This window comes from Pseudogulbenkiania sp. FW507-F1 (assembly GCF_058781125.1).
This window is the reverse complement of record NZ_JBYSWM010000022.1, coordinates 1-16394: the sequence shown is the minus strand read 5'-3', so window position 1 is coordinate 16394 and position 16394 is coordinate 1. Positions and strand designations below refer to the sequence as shown.

Sequence of the window (16394 nt, the reverse complement as noted above, 5' to 3'; positions counted from 1 at the left end):
GGCGATCCATCGTGGCGACCGATGCAGGAGCTGCCGGCTTCCCGAGAGCTTGGAGTTCCTGATACTCTGACAGTTCACAAAGAAAACATCAGGACAATCGGCATCACCATGCACCACCCTCAAGATTATCTGGAACGTATTCTGACCTCGCGCGTTTATGACGTGGCAATCGAGACGCCGCTGGAACCGGCCCCCAACTTGTCCCGCCGTTTCAACAACACCATTTTGCTGAAGCGCGAAGACCTGCAGCCGGTCTTTTCCTTCAAGCTGCGCGGCGCCTACAACAAGATGGCCAAGCTCACCGCCGAGCAGCTGGAAAAAGGCGTGATTACCGCCTCCGCCGGCAACCATGCCCAGGGCGTGGCGCTGTCTGCCCAGAAAATCGGCTGCGAAGCCATCATCGTGATGCCGGTGACCACCCCTCAGGTCAAGATCGACGGCGTCACCCGTCGCGGCGGCAAGGTCGTGCTGTCCGGCGAGTCGTTCAGCGATGCCTACCTGCACGCCATGAAACTGGTGGCGGAAACCGGCAAGACCTACATCCCGCCGTTTGACGACCCTGACGTCATCGCCGGCCAGGGCACCATCGGCATGGAAATCCTGCGCCAGCATCCTGGACCGATCGACGCCGTGTTCGTCGCCATCGGCGGCGGCGGCTTGGCGGCGGGGGTGGCTTCCTACATCAAGCGCCTGAAGCCGGAAATCAAGATCATCGGCGTGCAGCCGGTCGATTCCGACGCCATGAAGCAGTCCATCGACAAGGGCGAGCGTGTCGAGCTGAAAGACGTGGGCTTGTTCGCCGATGGCGTGGCGGTGAAACTGGTGGGCGAAGAGACCTTCCGTATCTGCCGGGAGTTGCTTGATGAGATCATCCTGGTCGATACCGACGCCATCTGCGCCGCTATCAAGGACATCTTTGAAGACACCCGCTCGATCACCGAGCCTGCCGGCGCACTGGCGGTGGCTGCGGTCAAGGCCTATGTCGAACGGGAAGGCTGTCAGGGCAAGACCTTCGTCGCCATCAACTGTGGCGCCAACATGAACTTCGACCGCCTGCGCCACGTGTCGGAGCGCTCCGAGCTGGGCGAGCGGCGTGAGGCGGTGATCGCGGTCACCATTCCGGAAAAACCGGGCAGCTTCAAGAAGTTCTGCAGCGTGGTCGGCAACCGCAACATCACCGAATTCAACTACCGCTACGCCGACGACAAGACCGCCCACGTCTTCGTCGGGGTGCAGATCAGCAGCAAGGACGACGTCACCCGCATCATCGACGACCTCAAGAGCAACGAGCTGGACGGCCTCGACCTGACCGACAACGAGCTGGCCAAGCTGCACATTCGCCACCTGGTCGGCGGCCACGCCCCGGCACTGCGCGACGAACGCATCCTGCGCTTTGAGTTCCCGGAACGTCCGGGCGCACTGATGCGCTTCCTCGACGCCATGCGTACCGACTGGAACATCAGCCTGTTCCACTACCGCAACCACGGCGCCGACTACGGCCGGGTGCTGGTTGGCATCCAGGTGCCCGGCTACGACAACGAGGCTTTCCAGACCTTCCTCGACAGCTTGGGCTACCCTTACGTCGAAGAGACCGACAACCCGGCGTACAAGCTATTCCTGGGCAAGACCGCCCTGTAACCCCTGCGGCCAACCTTGCGCCCGTGCAAAAGGTTGGCCGAAGCCTGACCCGCATCACACACCATGATCAAAGCCGTACTGTTCGACCTTGACGGAACCCTGGCCGATACCGCACGCGACCTCGGCGCCGCGCTGAACCGGCTGCTGGCGGAAGAAGGCCTGCCAGCGCAGCCCTTTGACGCCATCCGCCCCATCGCCTCGCACGGCGCCCGCGGCCTGATCCGCCTGGGATTCGGCATCGACCTGGGCCATCCCGATTTCAATGCGCTGCGCACCCGCTTCCTCGATCATTACGAGGCCAGTTTCGCCGACCAGACCTGCCTGTTCGACGGCATCAACGAGTTGATCCTGCAGCTTGCCGCACGCGATCTGCGCTGGGGCATCGTCACCAACAAGCCGATGCGCTTCACCGACCGCCTGGTGCCCGCCCTCCCTTTCGCCACGCCCCCGGCGGTGGTCGTCAGTGGCGACACCGTCGGCGTCGCCAAGCCCGACCCCAAGCCGATGCTGCATGCGGCCGAACTGATCGGCGCCGACCCAAGTTGCTGCATCTACGTCGGTGACGCCGAGCGCGACATCCAGGCCGGCCACGCCGTAGGCATGAAAACGGTGCTGGCCAATTGGGGTTACATCTCGGATCTCGACACCCCGCACGCCTGGGGTGCCGACCTCGCCATCGACCACCCGCTCCAATTGTTGAATTATCTTTAATCGACCGCGGAACTAGCAGACACCCCCCTTTGTCTGTACAATCACAACACTTTATCTGGGGGCGACCTGGTTTCGACGGGGGTTGCGAAGCAGATGAGGGCATACCGGGATTTCAGTCACCCCGTAAAACACTGAATTTATTTAGTCGCAAACGACGAAACTTACGCTCTAGCCGCTTAATCGCGCTAGACACTGCAACGATTCGCTGATGGGTCGGGTGGGTCAAACCGCTGCAGTGTCACTCTACATCAGCTAGCGCTGTACCGGGTCACTTGATCCAGCGCGAAACAATAGGTGACTCGCTCCAGTCCAGCCTGCCCGTCGGCGTGACCCGGAGTTAAATCCAAATGACACGGCTAAGTATGTAGAACTCACTGTAGAGGATTTCCGGACGCGGGTTCGATTCCCGCCGCCTCCACCAATTTGATTTCCTGAGCCGTCCAGGAAGAGCCAGAACCCCATGATTTCATGGGGTTTTTGCTTTCTAGCTTGTCCTATACTGTCCAGTAAGTACCCCCTACATCCAGACCATTCAGGGGGTACAAGTGGGGGTAACTCAGCCCCCACTGCCTGGAGGTACCCCCACATGGCACTCACCGACGTTGCAGTACGCAATGCTAAGCCCGCAGACAAGCCCATCAAGCTAGCTGACGAGAAAGGCCTGTTCCTACTCATCAACCCGAACGGCAGCAAATACTGGCGGCTAAAGTACCGTTTCGCTGGCAAGGAGAAGTTGCTCGCGCTCGGTGTGTACCCCGAGGCCACACTTGCCGAAGCCAGACAGCGGCGTGACCAAGCCCGCAAGCTACTCGCTAACGGTGTTGACCCTGGGGTAGCCAAGCAACAGGCAAAGCATGCAGCAAAGATTTCGGCTGAGAACAGTTTCGAGGCTGTGGCACGCGAGTGGTTTGCTAAGTACTCCCCTACTTGGGCCGAAAGCCATGCAGACAAGATCATCCGTCGACTTGAGCGGGATATTTTTCCATGGCTCGGCAACAGACCAATCGCAGAAGTCACAGCCATTGAACTACTGACAACACTTCGTAGAGTCGAGAGTCGGGGAGCAGTGGAAACCGCACACCGTGCGCTACAAAACTGCAGCCAGGTTTTCCGCTACGCCATCGCCACCGGGCGAGCCGACCGAGACCTGGCAGCGGACCTGCGTGGTGCCCTCTCCCCTGTCAAAGAAAAGCATCACGCCACCATCACCGACCCCAAGAGAATTGGCGACCTGCTACGGGCCATAAAAGGCTACCAGGGCAGCGTTGTTACCAAGTGCGCACTACTCCTCGCCCCACTCGTATTCGTGCGCCCTGGCGAACTGCGCAAGGCGGAATGGGCAGAGTTTGATCTTGATGCGGCGGAGTGGCGCATCCCTGCTGAGCGCATGAAAATGCGCGAGCAACACCTTGTCCCACTTTCTAGGCAAGCAGTGGAGATTCTCCGCGAGCTACATCCCCTGACTGGGAATAGGAAGTATGTATTTCCGGGGGCCAGGACGAATGGCCGACCGATGAGCGAGAACACCGTCAACGCAGCCCTTCGCAGAATGGGCTATGCCAAGGAGGAAATGACCGGCCATGGTTTCCGCAGCATGGCCTCCACCATCTTGAACGAACAGGGATGGCATCGTGACGCTATAGAACGGCAACTGGCCCATGGAGAGCGGAATCAGGTGCGTGCAGCGTATAACTTTGCCGAGCATCTGCCCGAACGGCGAAAGATGATGCAGGCGTGGGCCGATTATCTGGATAGATTGGCCAACGGCGCCAAGGTCGTACCCATCTGTACTACCAAGCAGGCATAGCGATTGGATCATTGATCTTCTTGCCCTGTGTGAAAGGTAGTTTTCACAGTCAGCAGAGGGTACGACTTTATTACAACGCCAGGAGCAGCCCCATATGGGCACCAAGAGCAATAAAGAAAACAGTACACATCCCACGATCAAGGCATTTCTGGAACTGACGACATCGCTTGATACCTTGGCAAAGCAGTTTCTCTTAGATGAAGGGATTCAGGTTGGAGGAGAACAATTTCGCTCCGATTGGAAAGCCCTAGATAACAAGGGCGAGCACGAGCTTGTTAAAGCATTGATGTTTGTAAAGCACATGCACCCCAACAAGGACTTCCCCCAAGGAATGACAAGCAAGGATGTCGACCCCTATCATCTGGAACGTTATCCATTCATTGCAGCGGTTGGAATTATCAAGACCGCCAAACAAATCAATATGCTATCCAAAGCTCTCTCTGAACAACGAACGGTTACTTTTGAGCAATGCAATGACTATGCCGTCTTTTATTGGCGAATAAAATGGCTGTCGGATGTTCTGACAATGTCCGAGGTATATCAGGCAAATTTTTCTCTGCACCAGAAGAAAATTGCCGGCAAGCAACGCCCAAATGCATTAAATCGCATCATTACCGAAATCCTTGATCAACACCCCGACTTTACTTGGAAGCAGGTTCTTAAGGAGTTGGCAAAACTGAAGGGTGGAGGCGTCATCGAGGACATCACTGCTGATTCAATACTTTGGCGTAAGAACAGTAGCGCCACCGTTAAATCTCCAATCTCAGGAATAAAAGACCGCGTAAGCATCATAAAAAAATCACGTCTCAATTCGCAATAGCCGGCTAACGCGAATTACACAGATTATCTTCGTTTCGCCAGTTTGTTATCATTGCCATGTAACATCCACAACACACCAAGAGTGTGAAAGGAGTCCAATCATGGCTATTAGCATCCTCCGCCTACCCGCTGTCTTAGCTCGCTGCGGCATCAGCCGTAGCCATCTATACGCCCTCATGATCAAAGGTCAGTTCCCTAAGTCCATACTCTTGGGCGCACGCTCTAAAGGTTGGATCGAGTCTGAAATTGATGAGTGGATTGCACGAAAGATCGAGAGCAGTAGAGCCATCTGATCACTAGGACACTCCGACACCGAATCATGAGTAGCTACATACATGAAAGCACAGCGATATCCGCTCCTATCAATTGAGGAGCTTATGACGCTCCCGCCAATCAAGTGGCGTGCAAAGGGGATACTACCTGAAACAGGGTTAGCTGCCATCTTCGGCCCAAGCGGAGCCGGAAAAAGTTTTTTTGCGCTTTCCCTGGCAATGGCACTATCGGTCGGCGGGGAATGGTTCGGCTCCTATATATCGGCTTGCCACGTGACCTACTGCGCACTGGAAGGAGCGGTTGGCATGGTGAACAGGGCCAAAGCCTACCGAGAAATGTACCCTACCAACAACAAGCAACTCCATTTTCTTACTGAGCCTATCAATTTACGCAACCGAGACGATGTCGAAGCATTGGCTCAGGCCATTCTTGCAAAAGGAGCAGGTAGCGGAGTAGTGATCATCGACACCCTGAATAGGGCCAGCCCAGGAGCAGACGAAAACGCGTCCCGAGACATGAGCGATATTATCGGCAATGTTTCGCACCTTCAGGCCCTGATTGGAGGGCTTGTAATCCTGATCCACCACACCGGAAAGGACGAGAACAAGGGATTGAGGGGACACAGCAGCCTTCTTGCTGCACTGGATGTCGCCATCGAGGTGAAGCGCCAGGGAAAAAGTGATAAGAGAACCTGGCAAGTGACCAAGTCAAAAGATGGCAGCGAAGGTGTTCCTTACCATTTTACCTTGGAGAAGGTGGCAATAGGGATTGACGAAGACGGTGAAAAAGTTATGACTTGTATAGTAGCACCAATCTTAGACAAAGAAGGCAAAGCCATAATTAAGGAGAAAAATCTTCCTTCAGGAAAAAATCAAATAACTATTCTTAAAGCATTACAAGAGTTGTTTTCGCAGACCAGCATAAAAGGTGACACCCTGCCATCTTTCATCCCAAACAATCGAAGAGCTATCCGAAGGGAAGATGCCGTTAGCCAGACCAAAGATCAGTTAGACTGCCCCCAAAATCGGAAAGTCGAACGCGCCAAGAAGGTGATCAACGATTTGATAAAAAATAACTGGTTATTTGAGCAGGATGGCTGGCTATGGCTCCCCTGATTTTCCCATTTTTCCCTCCCGTTCCCGCCCCCTCTAGGGAGGGGCGGGAAGAGCGGGAAATGGGAAACCCCGAAAATCCCATTTCTTCCCAAACTCGGTAACTCTCGGGAAATGGGAAATTGACTCAAGGAGAATCCAAAATGGGTGATAAAATCGCTACCGCTCTCGTTTTTATTGAATTAAATGTTTCACTTCCCAAGACCTTTATTGAAACATTTAACAGGCAAGAATCCAGTCGACATGCGGCAGGCGGACTGGATTCCATCTTATGTGTTGACCCAAAAAGAAGCTGCAACCATATTGTGGTTGTAGTAATTTGGAGGAGCCATCATGAAGCAATAGAGTATTGGAACTCGCCAGAGCGTAAAGCAGAAATTGATGCGTGGAACAACGCCAGAGGTCTTCAACCAAAAATCAAAATTATATAGGCAATTAACTTATATCAAATCACGCACTCAGGTAGTTTTTCTTGCACCCTAAGCAAATGATTCACTTGATAGAACATTCCCGTACAGCGAAACCAACGTATAAAAGTATAAATGGCCCGGCCGAGAGACCGCCCAACGGGCGGCGGACGGGCCTTGACACTGCGCGAGCTTGGCCAAAAAAACTGAAGCGTCACACACGGGCAACAGCAATCTCTTTTATATTGTGTCTTTTTTTACCCTCGCCTCTCCCAACATTTCGAGCATAGCCGCTAGCTCATGAAGAGGGATGATTCGCTTGGTTTGCATCGCAGCTCTTAGCTTTTCTCGGATACTATGCACGATATCGAGAATGTGGGCTGCATGATTCACAGAGACTGGTTGGCGAGTTATCAATCCATTTTTCAAAACGATAACGTCTCCGTTTTCCAAGCGGTCCATCACGCAGCACATCGCCTTTTCGATCACTTTAGTGAAGGCAGAATCGAGTAGAGCGTCCCTTTCTGCGCGAAGTTGCGCGACCAAGATTTCCCACCATTCGGTCTTCTGCCAGTCATAGAGGGTACGGGAGGGGATGCCGGTTATTTTTGCAACACTGCGCACGTTGCCGAGAGTAAGGTAAGCAAGGACAGCTGAACGACGCTCAGCATCGGTATAGAGGCTGCCTTGGCATTGGATGATTTGCGACATGATTAACTGCGCTAGAAAATTCAATAATTCTGCTTATCCATAATTATTCGGCTTCAACTATTTTTTCCTAAATCTATCCAACAATATATTTGCCCTTAAAGGATTTACAGATTGCAATTGAGAGAAGGCCATCTTAGCTGTTTCACGATCCCCCTGTAACAGAGCAATCATCACCTCCAACTCCAAAGAACCAGGGCTTGACGGACTTATTTTCAATGCCTTGCCAACATACAAGCTGGCTGCAATATAATCATGGGCCCCAATCAAGGCAGCAGCAGCCGTATCATAAGCCCATACACTATTAGGATTGATTACCAATGCGCGATCCGAGGCTTCTCTTGCTCGATCAAAATCATGCGCTGATAGATAAGCCTGCCCTAGCAAAGTGAACAACCAGCTTTTAAATTTATGTTCACTCACCAATTTTCTCAGCTCTTGCAAGCCCTTTTTATTCCCTCCCATAACCATACAGAGGAAACGATAGCCCTGCAGGTACGAATTTTTTAACCTTCCATTATCTGCACACTGACGAATGTACCTAGTCTTTTCTTCAACATCACCTTTCAGATCATATAACAATGAAAGACCATAAGTAGCAGGTGAGAAACTTGGATCTAGGTACACTGCTTGATGTAATGCGGACTCTGCATCGACATAACGATCTGTATTTAAGTAGCCGAAACCGAGAACTGTCCATCCCTGTGGAGAATTTGGATCTAGCTTAACCCATTTTTCACCAACCACTACAGCGCCATTAAAATCTTGACGTTCAAAAATAGTAAAAACACTATTAATTATCTCTGGAGTTATCCTTATCCCATCCACCTCATCTTCCTTACTCACATATGACATACCCTTCATCCTGGTAGAGAAAGAGGCAGGTATGGCAAAATTAATATTTTGCCCGTTTACCCAAGACCCAGACGTAATACCGATCAAGTTCCCAACAGAGTCAAACAACCCTCCTCCACTTGACCCATGCGAAATTGGCGCAGTGGTCTGAATAAAAAAAGAATCCTCAATATCTCTTAACCCAGAAACCAGACCTTCTGAAATAGTCAATTCAAACTTTTCCGGACCACCAATTGCATAAACTCTTTCACCTATTTTTATATTACTTAAGCTACGAATCTTAACGGGGTGAGCATTGAGCCCTGGCACGAAAAGTTTGCAAAGGTCCAGCGCTTGGTTGCCTGCAATTAATTTTGCCGAAAAATAACGCTTTCTAGACACAAATTCAATAGAATTTGCTTCGGCCACCACATGGCAATTCGTCAATACAACCCCAGCGCCAATCACAACACCACTTCCCTGACCTTGCTGGGTCAATACAGTGCCAACGGCATCCCGATTCATTCTGAAAATTTCCTCAGGTTGAAGTGCTTCCGCCGAATTTGACATAAAACACAAGGCCAACAAAATGATGGAATGTGCAACAAAAAAGCAAATTTGCAACGTATTTTTCTTATTATCGCTTTGCTTTACACATAGAATCACATTGGGTTTTCCATCAATATGAAGGCATCTACATTTCAACATTATTTATCCTCCACTTGGCACACAATGGATAGAAAAAAAGGAATGCCGATACACTTTATTATAAATTCTCATCCAACACATCAGTTCATCATTGTTTTCAAATGCAAATCAAAGACAACAGACCTGCACTTATACCTTTAAAATGACTATCAACCCAATCGAGACAATCAACCTTCTCACCTCACAAGCCTAAACAACCCTAATCTCACCTGACATTCCAACTTTAATTGCAACCCGCCTTAACTCACACCAAGAAGATAGCCGAACAAAAAGTCGCATTCAAAAAAATGACAAACGCCTAAATAACAGATCGAGCGATAATTTTACAACTAATTTCAACTCCATTAAAACTTACACCAACCGCATTACACTGAATATATTGAACTCAACGCATCCTAAATGAATTTCCAGAATTTGATAGGATAACCGCCATATCACTCTGAGAATTTAGTGTGATCTGATTGCGAAGACCGGCATGCGCCCACCATATTTTGGAGGTTTTCGATCCGCTTCAACCATGTCAGATGCGAACTCAAGAATGGTATCTGCGCGCTACCGGTTGCAGAAATTAGCTCTCACTGGAGCCGGACTGCTCCGCTTGGATCAAAGCCAGCTTTGATCATGTAGATCAGACCAAGCCGATCCGCCTCACGTTCCTGGTCCCGGTTATAGATGTTGTCCACGATATTGACACCCAAATCGGTGAGGCTATTGGCATTAACACCAGTTTTTGCAGCAATGGCGAGATTAGCGATTACACCCAGTATTTCTAGGAACCCTCTTCGCACTTCATGTTGCTCAATATGTTTCTTGACTATATGTCCAATTTCATGCCCGAACAGAGCCGCATAGGCATCATAGTCAGTGCCAAGCAGTTTCATCATGGGTATCGTTCTTACTATCACGGCATTCCCTTACTTGGCGATAGTAGCGAAGGTATTGGGACCCTTAGCGTCAGAAATCCATACAGTGACTGGCATTTCTGCAGCTTTCGATATTTTTCCTTGATCCTGAGAATATGCATAGCGTAGTTTCGGCTGATTGTTACAACAGTCGCCTTACTATCGCATTGCTAAATAAAAATCGATGAGATCATTCGACAAGCTAGGAATAGTTGTCATATCCCAATAGTGAACATCTCCCTGTGTTGCACATCCGGAAAGCGCAGCCAAGAAAATATTGAAAGTCGAACTACCCACTTCACACCTCCATGGACCGTCTAGACTATAGTTTAAATTAGGAAATAATTTAAAATACCTCAGCAATTTTGTGAAACAGCCAATTAATCCAAGCACCTACAGGGAAACGATGGTCAAGCTATCTTTTTATCTGAAGCATAGATAATAAGCGCCCAGTTAGCACTATCGGGTGCAGCTTCACTAAATAGGTAAGCATCCGGTCAAACCGATCGATAGGTGTTATATCTATTACGGTTTCTTGATAACAAATTTATCGGATGGTTTCAAGTGTGATGACTAGGATTTCTTTCCCATTACTATCAAACCCAACTAATTCATCCTCGTCGGTTGCCCTTTTGAATCTGTGTTCCCACCTCAAGCCATCGGAATCTACATAGGTGTTAACCGTACCAAAGAACTCTGTAATTCCCTCGCCCTTTTCCTGATTGACCAGCTTCCATTTTTTTCTGATAACCGGGAATCTACTCGCGCCTTCTTTAAGTGTGACGAGCAAAAAAGAACTGGCAATGGTTGCCATGAAATTATCTGCTTCGATATGCAGCGCGACAGACTGGCGTTTACCTGAACTGTAATCCGCAATGGCGTCGGCTTTCCTGCTGGTACCAGTAAACAAGCCGGCTGTTGTCTTGAGGAATCCAAGTTTCTGAATCTTACCAAAGTGAGGGTGCTCAACTTTTAGTAGTTCCGCCGCACTCGAAATGTGAACGAGATCCATGTGGTATTCCTCTACGTTGGCAGTGTCAGATGTGTTCGATGCGATCTGGCTAGCGTTGTAGTCTTGCTTTCGTTTTCTAGCGATATCCTCGTCTGATGCAAGGAGACGATCGAAGACGTCTATCACCGCCGATGGCGGCCTGTCTTGTGCTGTCAAAACTCCATCACGTGCTGCTTGTATGGAGTAGTGCAAAAATACGAAATTAAGTTGCTCAGATGGTGCAACACCAAGCGCGATGTAGGCGCGCCACGCATTGCCAATCTTCTCGCAGTCGCCTTGTGTCAACGGACGACCCTCGCATTGAAGCCATGCCTCGATAACGCCCCAGTCTTTCTTCAGGAACATTGAGGCGTTAGCGCGGCCAGCGTCGGCTTTCAGTTCACTGATGAAGAGCGCCCCGGAGTCGGCTATGAAATCCGAATCGGGACCCACTGTGATGACGTTTCTTGTACTGTCGAAAGTCATGAGAAAGCCTCTTGAAATCTAACGTCTGAGCTGCGCCGCGCCATGAAGCGGAGTCCATATACGACGAGTTAGGCAATTTTCCTGCGGGACTGCACTCTGTGGTTTTCACCTGCTTGTTGACGCAAATTGAAAATTTGCTCTGCACCTTCGTTAGCAGGGATTTCCAAGGTAATCACCATGGCCACATTTGCCAAAGTCAGGAGTATGTATTTCCACGAGAGGCTCTCAATTGGCATGATCTCGCGCCGGGCCAGACTCACCCGTAACACTATAAATATTAGCCTTGAAAACAGGCAAAGAAGGCCAAGCTATGGCCTTGAGTCTCACCGTGCCCCCCAAGCAGGGAGCAGATTTTTGGCCCAGTCGAGCGTATCGAACTTGGCCTCCAACTCATTCCACAACGTGTCGTCAGGGGCTCGCCCAGAGTTATCGCGGTTCAGATGCATCCATCCCCATAGCCAATGCAGGTTATGTTGCTGCCAAAGCCACCACTGCTTTCGGGTGGGTGGGCCGTCCCGCCAGTCGGGCACTAGCAAAATCTGTAGGCCGAACTGCGCATCCAGACCCTTCTTGCCATTGAGCAATGCCTGCATCGCCTGGCAGCGGGCAAACCAGGACGAGAAGGGATGCATGTCCCGGACTTTGTACACAACAGGTGCACGCCGCGCACATAGACAGTTTTATCCAGGGCGAAGCGACCACCCTCCCAGCCCATTCGCGCAAACACCTTGACCCGGAACATCAGGAACAGCTCTTCCGCCATACCCCGCCGGTCAAATTCCATGCCGAGCATCCGCAGCAATTGATAGAGGAGGCTGGCCAGCTGTCGCATGTCCTCAAAGCGGTCATGGCGGCGTGGGCCTTCCTGTTTTCGAACTACGCCATCAAGGACTGGGTGGTGTTCGCCGAGGCCTACGGCCAGCCCTTGCGCATCGGCAAGTACGACAGCAGCGCCACCGCCGAGGACATCGATACCCTGCTGATGGCGCTGCGCCAACTGGGCACCGACGCAGCCGCCGTCATCCCCAAGAACATGGAGATCGACTTCGTCGACGCCGGCAACAAGGCGGCGTCGGTCGACATCTACGACCGGCTGGCGGCGTACTTCGACAAGCAGATCAGCAAGGTGGTGCTGGGCCAGACCCTGTCCACCAACACCGGGGACGGCGGCGGCGGAGCCTACGCCCTGGGCAAGGTGCACAACGAGGTCAGGCAAGACATCCTGGAATCGGACGTGATCGAGCTGGAAAGCACGCTGAGCCGCGACTACGTGCGCCCGCTGGTCGACCTCAACCTCGGGCCGCAAGCCGCCTACCCAAAGATCCGGCTGCGCATCAACAAGCCGGAGGATCTGACCGCATTGGCCGGAGTGGTCGACACCCTGGTGCGGGCCGGGCTGCCGGTGGATGCCAACGGCCAGCTGGCTCCGGCGGCGGAGGCGGAGCTGCTGGCGGTGTTGGGGAGGTATTTCGAGGAACCTGACAATTGAAGTGAAAAATTATTTATGGCTGCATGGTCGGTTGTACTTGGCTTGGGTTATATTGAAATGTGGCCACCGCGATGCGTATTCTCTAACGCTGAGGTGATTTAAGGTTATAAGGTGAGTTGATTGATTACAGGCTTGATTGCTCACGAACACGCTTAATTAGTTGAGTCTCAAGTTTTTGTATATTTTCGCATAGTGATTCTGCCAATTTGTATCCGGCCGGGTCGCCTTTGACTGCATGGAAATTTCCGGTTGTTGCAATGGAAATTGTTTCGCGTAGCAACTTTCTTTCGTCATCAGTCAGAATCGGACTGTTCGATATCAGGAAGGCATGAAGGCGACGCTCTATTTTTTCAAAGCTGTCGATTACTTCCTCCAGTGCATCATGCCATTCCATGTCCGGCCAGCTTGGGCGTGGAGTAATAGTACTAACAATAGTAGTGAATTCTTGTGCCGCAGCGTACTCTCTCTCAAAGAAAAACTCTGATTTCTTGAGTTGAACTTTATAGCTTTCAACGCTGAGCATCAAGTTGTTCTTTAGCTGCTCAATGGCAGAATCAGTTCTGATTTTTAGGTCGGCCTCATACTGTTTTGTGTCGCGAACTATAAGTTTTTCGAGCAGGGATTTCCCAAGAAGTCCAAGAACGGCAAGTAATGCAGCATTGCCACCAAAAGCAAAAAGAATTGTTTGCCATGCCCCCACAGGTAGCTCCATAAATAGATAGTCAATGGTTTATTAATTTTTTGCCGATTTGATGAATTTCTTTGCAACGACTTCCTGATTTGGTCATGAAACTCAAAAAATATAATGGGTCATGGATGTTGGTGTGGAAAAATTCCTATTTGATCATATTTGAGATGTCTGCGGTAAGGAGGGCGATATAAAGCAGCGCTCCAGAGCATGGGAATAAAGCGTAGTAGGTGTTTGTTTTTGCTTATTTTTAACTGAATTAAAAACGCATTTCTTCTCTCCGCTATGGAGTATGGTTTATTTTTTTCAGCTCTGACATAAATCGAGCATCTAATCCTTTGCCTGCGTATTTATCTAATGTTGGGCTAACGAATCGCGTTATTTTTTTGAGTTCAAGGTTTCGTTCTCGATTTTTACTTGAAAATAGCAGGCCCAGTGTGGAGGTGTTTTTTGTAAATACCATGGCGTTTGCTAGAATGAACATGGCTACAGCAGCCTCTATGGGAATTTTGGCGCGAAATCCTGCAAACGCCGAATCTATCATCCATTTTTGCCCGAACAAATCATTGGCTTTCAGTACGGCAACTGGATAGAGCACGATGTTTAGGGAATCCTGAACTATTCCTGCCAAACTATCATTGAATTCCTGAATGTACGCAAACAGCTTTTGCTCTTCCTGCATTTCCTCGTTGCTCATAGTTGCTTCACCCTTGGATAAATTTCAGACGACAGCCAACCCACACTACATGAGCCTCAAAATTCTGGATCACGCTTCACCCAGCGATGTCGACGAACATCATGTTCAACTGTATCAAACTCAACTCGTTGCACGACATGAACCTTCACCGAGTCCAAGTCAATACGCAGCGTCGGATCTCTGAAACCAGGTTCAGGTGGCCACCCCAACGCACCCGTTAACTTAGCGAGACTCGGCCACTTATCATCATCATTTTTTGCGTCCGATGGCGGATCAGGCGGAACCTCCTCAATCACCCTATAGTCATCCTCCCAGCCCTCTTCGCCTACCTGGCCCGTGCTCGCGTGAATTTCCGTTCCCTTGGGAATGCTGATTGTGTCGACACGAGCGGCCTTGTGGAAGAGCACCACGTTCAGCGTATCTCCGGCCGCTTGGACGGATGGAAAGACGATTCCGTCGATCGGAGGCTCGTTCTCTGTAGCCAGGAAGTCAGCGATGGCTTGGGTTGGTAGGTAATCGAAGGCCTCATCATCGGGCATGACCGGCCTAGTGATACGTTGGCTGAGAGACCGCAAAAACATGGCACGTTCAAGACGATCAGCAAGGCCTGGATCAAAGATGCTGCCTCTCTCGCTTACTACGCTGAGGGCAGTGAGATCAAGCAGCCGAAGGGGCCGAATGATATCAAACCGTGCGACTGCAACCTGGCTGCCGACCGGCGGACGCACTTCAGCTATTGCAACACGGGGGTCGTTAGCTCCGTAAAACACCGAAATGCCTCGTGCATTCATTCGCCCGGCACTCGCCAAACTTGAGGGAGGTGCGCCCAGGTGTTGATCTGGACGGCACAGTGCATCCACCAATTTGTCGTCGGATTGAAAAGCACGTGCGCGATAGATGGCGCTGAGTGTCGTTCCAGGCCCGGCATCGATCACCAACTGTCTACCGTCGGTTGCAAACATTGTCTCGATCCCACGAAATACAGATGCGAGATGGGCCGCCGCTGTCCGGCTGAAAAAGCGTGCTTCGGTTTTCAAAGACCGCTCAAAGTCGCGCCATTCCTCCTGCCAAGCCCGATCACTGGTCCCCTTCTCCTCGTAATAGCTTTCCGGCGAGAATTCGGTTTCTTCACCCATCGCTGCAGAGTCGAAGTCGCTGTACTCCTCATCGAGAATCGCTTGAATGTCCTCCGCAGCCTCTACGGGAATTTGAGCCGCGCTCTCGATCGCCTGAACAACCAGTTCGCCGTCCCGCTCCCACTCATAGTCTGACTCACGATCCGAAAGCAATGAATACTGCCAAGAGTCCGGTTCGTTTGAGGTGCGGGTATAGTGCTGTTCGAAGACCTTGTCGATGCGTTCGGATAAATCCCCAATGATGTAGGACCTAGCGACCTTGTTGCAGTATGAGCAGCGACGGCGCTGGCCATCCTTTTGTATCTCGGCACGTAGATACTCCTCGCCGACACAGCGATGGCAGATTCTCTTTGCCCTCAATATGTCGATTTCGTCCTGGCTCACCATTTAGTCTCCGGACTGACAGTGAAGTGGGCACCGGTTCTGGTGGAGGACATTATCTTGAGCGTCCTACACACAAGCGTAGCCGGGATCTCCAAAACCGCCGCCACAACACGTTCATCATGCCACTGTAGCCGATGTATGCCAATACCATCACAAGCCGCACCTGAGCCGATTTAACGGGCTTTTAACGCCATCACCGTAGCGCGCCGTCACCCCACCTCCCGGCTTACCGAACCCCTTCCCCCGTTTTACCAATTTTCAGCCCGCTCACAATGCGGGCCATGAACACGACTCCACTTCACCTAGCCATCAACGCCTTGTGCTCTCCTGGGCGGGCCATCAACGCGCTGACCATCGATCTGCCCGCCGAGGTGCCGGAGTGGGTCGAGCTGATTCCGGCCGGGCGGTTTACCGGCCGGGATGGGCGCGGCCCTTGGTTCAGTGGCCTCCCTCTCATCCTGCAGGCGTTCGCCTCGGATCAAGCTGCCGGCATCGAGCCGGTGGTGGATTACGACCATCAGTCCTGCGTGGTGCTGCAGACCGGCAAAAAAGCCGAGGCCGCCGGCTGGATCAAGCAACTGGAGGAGCGGGGTGGGGCGATCTG

General features: G+C 51.3%; 17 protein-coding genes and 1 other RNA gene. 10 read left to right on the top strand and 8 right to left on the bottom strand.

The features are described 5' to 3' along the window. The first annotated feature begins 108 nt into the window (after positions 1-108). The 8 genes from ilvA (at position 109) to AC3WG5_RS14155 (ending at position 6791) form a co-directional block, all read left to right on the top strand. A complete protein-coding gene (gene ilvA / locus AC3WG5_RS14190; RefSeq protein ID WP_492569142.1) occupies positions 109-1638 on the top strand; it encodes a threonine ammonia-lyase, biosynthetic in 1530 nt (509 codons plus the stop codon). A gap of 63 nt (positions 1639-1701) precedes the next feature. Beyond that, a complete protein-coding gene (locus AC3WG5_RS14185; protein ID WP_294863969.1) occupies positions 1702-2349 on the top strand; it encodes an HAD family hydrolase in 648 nt (215 codons plus the stop codon). Positions 2350-2406: 57 nt separating this feature from the next. Further along, positions 2407-2770: a transfer-messenger RNA gene (ssrA, locus tag AC3WG5_RS14180) on the top strand. A gap of 165 nt (positions 2771-2935) precedes the next feature. Then, on the top strand, positions 2936-4156 hold the full coding sequence (locus AC3WG5_RS14175; protein WP_492569140.1) for a tyrosine-type recombinase/integrase: 1221 nt from the start codon (positions 2936-2938) through the stop codon (positions 4154-4156). A gap of 94 nt (positions 4157-4250) precedes the next feature. Continuing rightward, positions 4251-4976 (top strand): hypothetical protein, encoded by a 726-nt coding sequence (locus AC3WG5_RS14170; RefSeq protein WP_492569139.1) that lies wholly within the window; start codon positions 4251-4253, stop codon positions 4974-4976. Positions 4977-5076: 100 nt separating this feature from the next. After that, positions 5077-5268 (top strand): helix-turn-helix transcriptional regulator, encoded by a 192-nt coding sequence (locus AC3WG5_RS14165; RefSeq protein WP_492569137.1) that lies wholly within the window; start codon positions 5077-5079, stop codon positions 5266-5268. A 42-nt stretch (positions 5269-5310) separates the two neighbouring features. Continuing rightward, positions 5311-6363 carry an AAA family ATPase gene (locus AC3WG5_RS14160; RefSeq protein WP_492569135.1) on the top strand — a complete coding sequence of 351 codons (1053 nt, stop codon included), beginning with the start codon at positions 5311-5313 and terminating at the stop codon, positions 6361-6363. A gap of 140 nt (positions 6364-6503) precedes the next feature. Next, positions 6504-6791, top strand: coding sequence for a hypothetical protein (locus tag AC3WG5_RS14155; RefSeq protein WP_492569134.1), 288 nt, complete (start codon positions 6504-6506; stop codon positions 6789-6791). Between the two features lie 216 nt (positions 6792-7007). On the opposite strand, the gene AC3WG5_RS14150 is transcribed toward AC3WG5_RS14155, so the two are convergent. The 5 genes from AC3WG5_RS14150 to AC3WG5_RS14130 all read right to left on the bottom strand — a co-directional run bounded on the left by AC3WG5_RS14150 (position 7008) and on the right by AC3WG5_RS14130 (position 12028). Continuing rightward, complete coding sequence (locus AC3WG5_RS14150) at positions 7008-7478, bottom strand: hypothetical protein (RefSeq protein ID WP_492569133.1); 471 nt, start codon at positions 7476-7478, stop codon at positions 7008-7010. A 57-nt stretch (positions 7479-7535) separates the two neighbouring features. After that, a complete protein-coding gene (locus tag AC3WG5_RS14145; protein WP_492569131.1) occupies positions 7536-9017 on the bottom strand; it encodes a trypsin-like peptidase domain-containing protein in 1482 nt (493 codons plus the stop codon). Positions 9018-9592: 575 nt separating this feature from the next. Continuing rightward, complete coding sequence (locus AC3WG5_RS14140) at positions 9593-9901, bottom strand: M48 family metalloprotease (RefSeq protein WP_492569129.1); 309 nt, start codon at positions 9899-9901, stop codon at positions 9593-9595. 565 nt (positions 9902-10466) lie between these two features. After that, positions 10467-11396, bottom strand: a complete 930-nt coding sequence (locus tag AC3WG5_RS14135) for a hypothetical protein (RefSeq protein ID WP_492569127.1) — start codon at positions 11394-11396, stop codon at positions 10467-10469. 323 nt (positions 11397-11719) lie between these two features. Further along, positions 11720-12028, bottom strand: coding sequence for a hypothetical protein (locus AC3WG5_RS14130; protein ID WP_492569125.1), 309 nt, complete (start codon positions 12026-12028; stop codon positions 11720-11722). A 23-nt stretch (positions 12029-12051) separates the two neighbouring features. Here AC3WG5_RS14130 and AC3WG5_RS14125 point away from each other — a divergent pair, with 23 nt between their 5' ends. Continuing rightward, positions 12052-12885, top strand: coding sequence for a phage portal protein family protein (locus AC3WG5_RS14125; RefSeq protein ID WP_492569123.1), 834 nt, complete (start codon positions 12052-12054; stop codon positions 12883-12885). Positions 12886-13009: 124 nt separating this feature from the next. On the opposite strand, the gene AC3WG5_RS14120 is transcribed toward AC3WG5_RS14125, so the two are convergent. The 3 genes from AC3WG5_RS14120 to AC3WG5_RS14110 all read right to left on the bottom strand — a co-directional run bounded on the left by AC3WG5_RS14120 (position 13010) and on the right by AC3WG5_RS14110 (position 15793). Further along, positions 13010-13597, bottom strand: coding sequence for a hypothetical protein (locus tag AC3WG5_RS14120; RefSeq protein ID WP_492569122.1), 588 nt, complete (start codon positions 13595-13597; stop codon positions 13010-13012). A 259-nt stretch (positions 13598-13856) separates the two neighbouring features. Then, complete coding sequence (locus tag AC3WG5_RS14115) at positions 13857-14270, bottom strand: hypothetical protein (protein ID WP_492569121.1); 414 nt, start codon at positions 14268-14270, stop codon at positions 13857-13859. 56 nt (positions 14271-14326) lie between these two features. After that, positions 14327-15793, bottom strand: a complete 1467-nt coding sequence (locus AC3WG5_RS14110) for an RES family NAD+ phosphorylase (RefSeq protein WP_492569120.1) — start codon at positions 15791-15793, stop codon at positions 14327-14329. Between the two features lie 278 nt (positions 15794-16071). On the opposite strand from AC3WG5_RS14110, the gene AC3WG5_RS14105 reads away from it, so the two are divergent. Next, positions 16072-16394: phage protease (locus AC3WG5_RS14105; protein ID WP_492569119.1), on the top strand; the 323-nt coding region annotated here is incomplete at its 3' end.

Excerpts from the sequence above, each read along its gene's own strand:
- ilvA (WP_492569142.1), top strand. The coding sequence starts at position 109 with ATGCACCACCCTCAAGATTATCTGGAACGTATTCTGACCTCGCGCGTT.
- AC3WG5_RS14185 (WP_294863969.1), top strand. The coding sequence starts at position 1,702 with ATGATCAAAGCCGTACTGTTCGACCTTGACGGAACCCTGGCCGATACC.
- AC3WG5_RS14175 (WP_492569140.1), top strand. The coding sequence starts at position 2,936 with ATGGCACTCACCGACGTTGCAGTACGCAATGCTAAGCCCGCAGACAAG.
- AC3WG5_RS14170 (WP_492569139.1), top strand. The coding sequence starts at position 4,251 with ATGGGCACCAAGAGCAATAAAGAAAACAGTACACATCCCACGATCAAG.
- AC3WG5_RS14165 (WP_492569137.1), top strand. The coding sequence starts at position 5,077 with ATGGCTATTAGCATCCTCCGCCTACCCGCTGTCTTAGCTCGCTGCGGC.
- AC3WG5_RS14160 (WP_492569135.1), top strand. The coding sequence starts at position 5,311 with ATGAAAGCACAGCGATATCCGCTCCTATCAATTGAGGAGCTTATGACG.
- AC3WG5_RS14155 (WP_492569134.1), top strand. The coding sequence starts at position 6,504 with ATGGGTGATAAAATCGCTACCGCTCTCGTTTTTATTGAATTAAATGTT.
- AC3WG5_RS14150 (WP_492569133.1), bottom strand. The coding sequence starts at position 7,478 with ATGTCGCAAATCATCCAATGCCAAGGCAGCCTCTATACCGATGCTGAG.
- AC3WG5_RS14145 (WP_492569131.1), bottom strand. The coding sequence starts at position 9,017 with ATGTTGAAATGTAGATGCCTTCATATTGATGGAAAACCCAATGTGATT.
- AC3WG5_RS14140 (WP_492569129.1), bottom strand. The coding sequence starts at position 9,901 with ATGATGAAACTGCTTGGCACTGACTATGATGCCTATGCGGCTCTGTTC.
- AC3WG5_RS14135 (WP_492569127.1), bottom strand. The coding sequence starts at position 11,396 with ATGACTTTCGACAGTACAAGAAACGTCATCACAGTGGGTCCCGATTCG.
- AC3WG5_RS14130 (WP_492569125.1), bottom strand. The coding sequence starts at position 12,028 with ATGCATCCCTTCTCGTCCTGGTTTGCCCGCTGCCAGGCGATGCAGGCA.
- AC3WG5_RS14120 (WP_492569122.1), bottom strand. The coding sequence starts at position 13,597 with ATGGAGCTACCTGTGGGGGCATGGCAAACAATTCTTTTTGCTTTTGGT.
- AC3WG5_RS14115 (WP_492569121.1), bottom strand. The coding sequence starts at position 14,270 with ATGAGCAACGAGGAAATGCAGGAAGAGCAAAAGCTGTTTGCGTACATT.
- AC3WG5_RS14110 (WP_492569120.1), bottom strand. The coding sequence starts at position 15,793 with ATGGTGAGCCAGGACGAAATCGACATATTGAGGGCAAAGAGAATCTGC.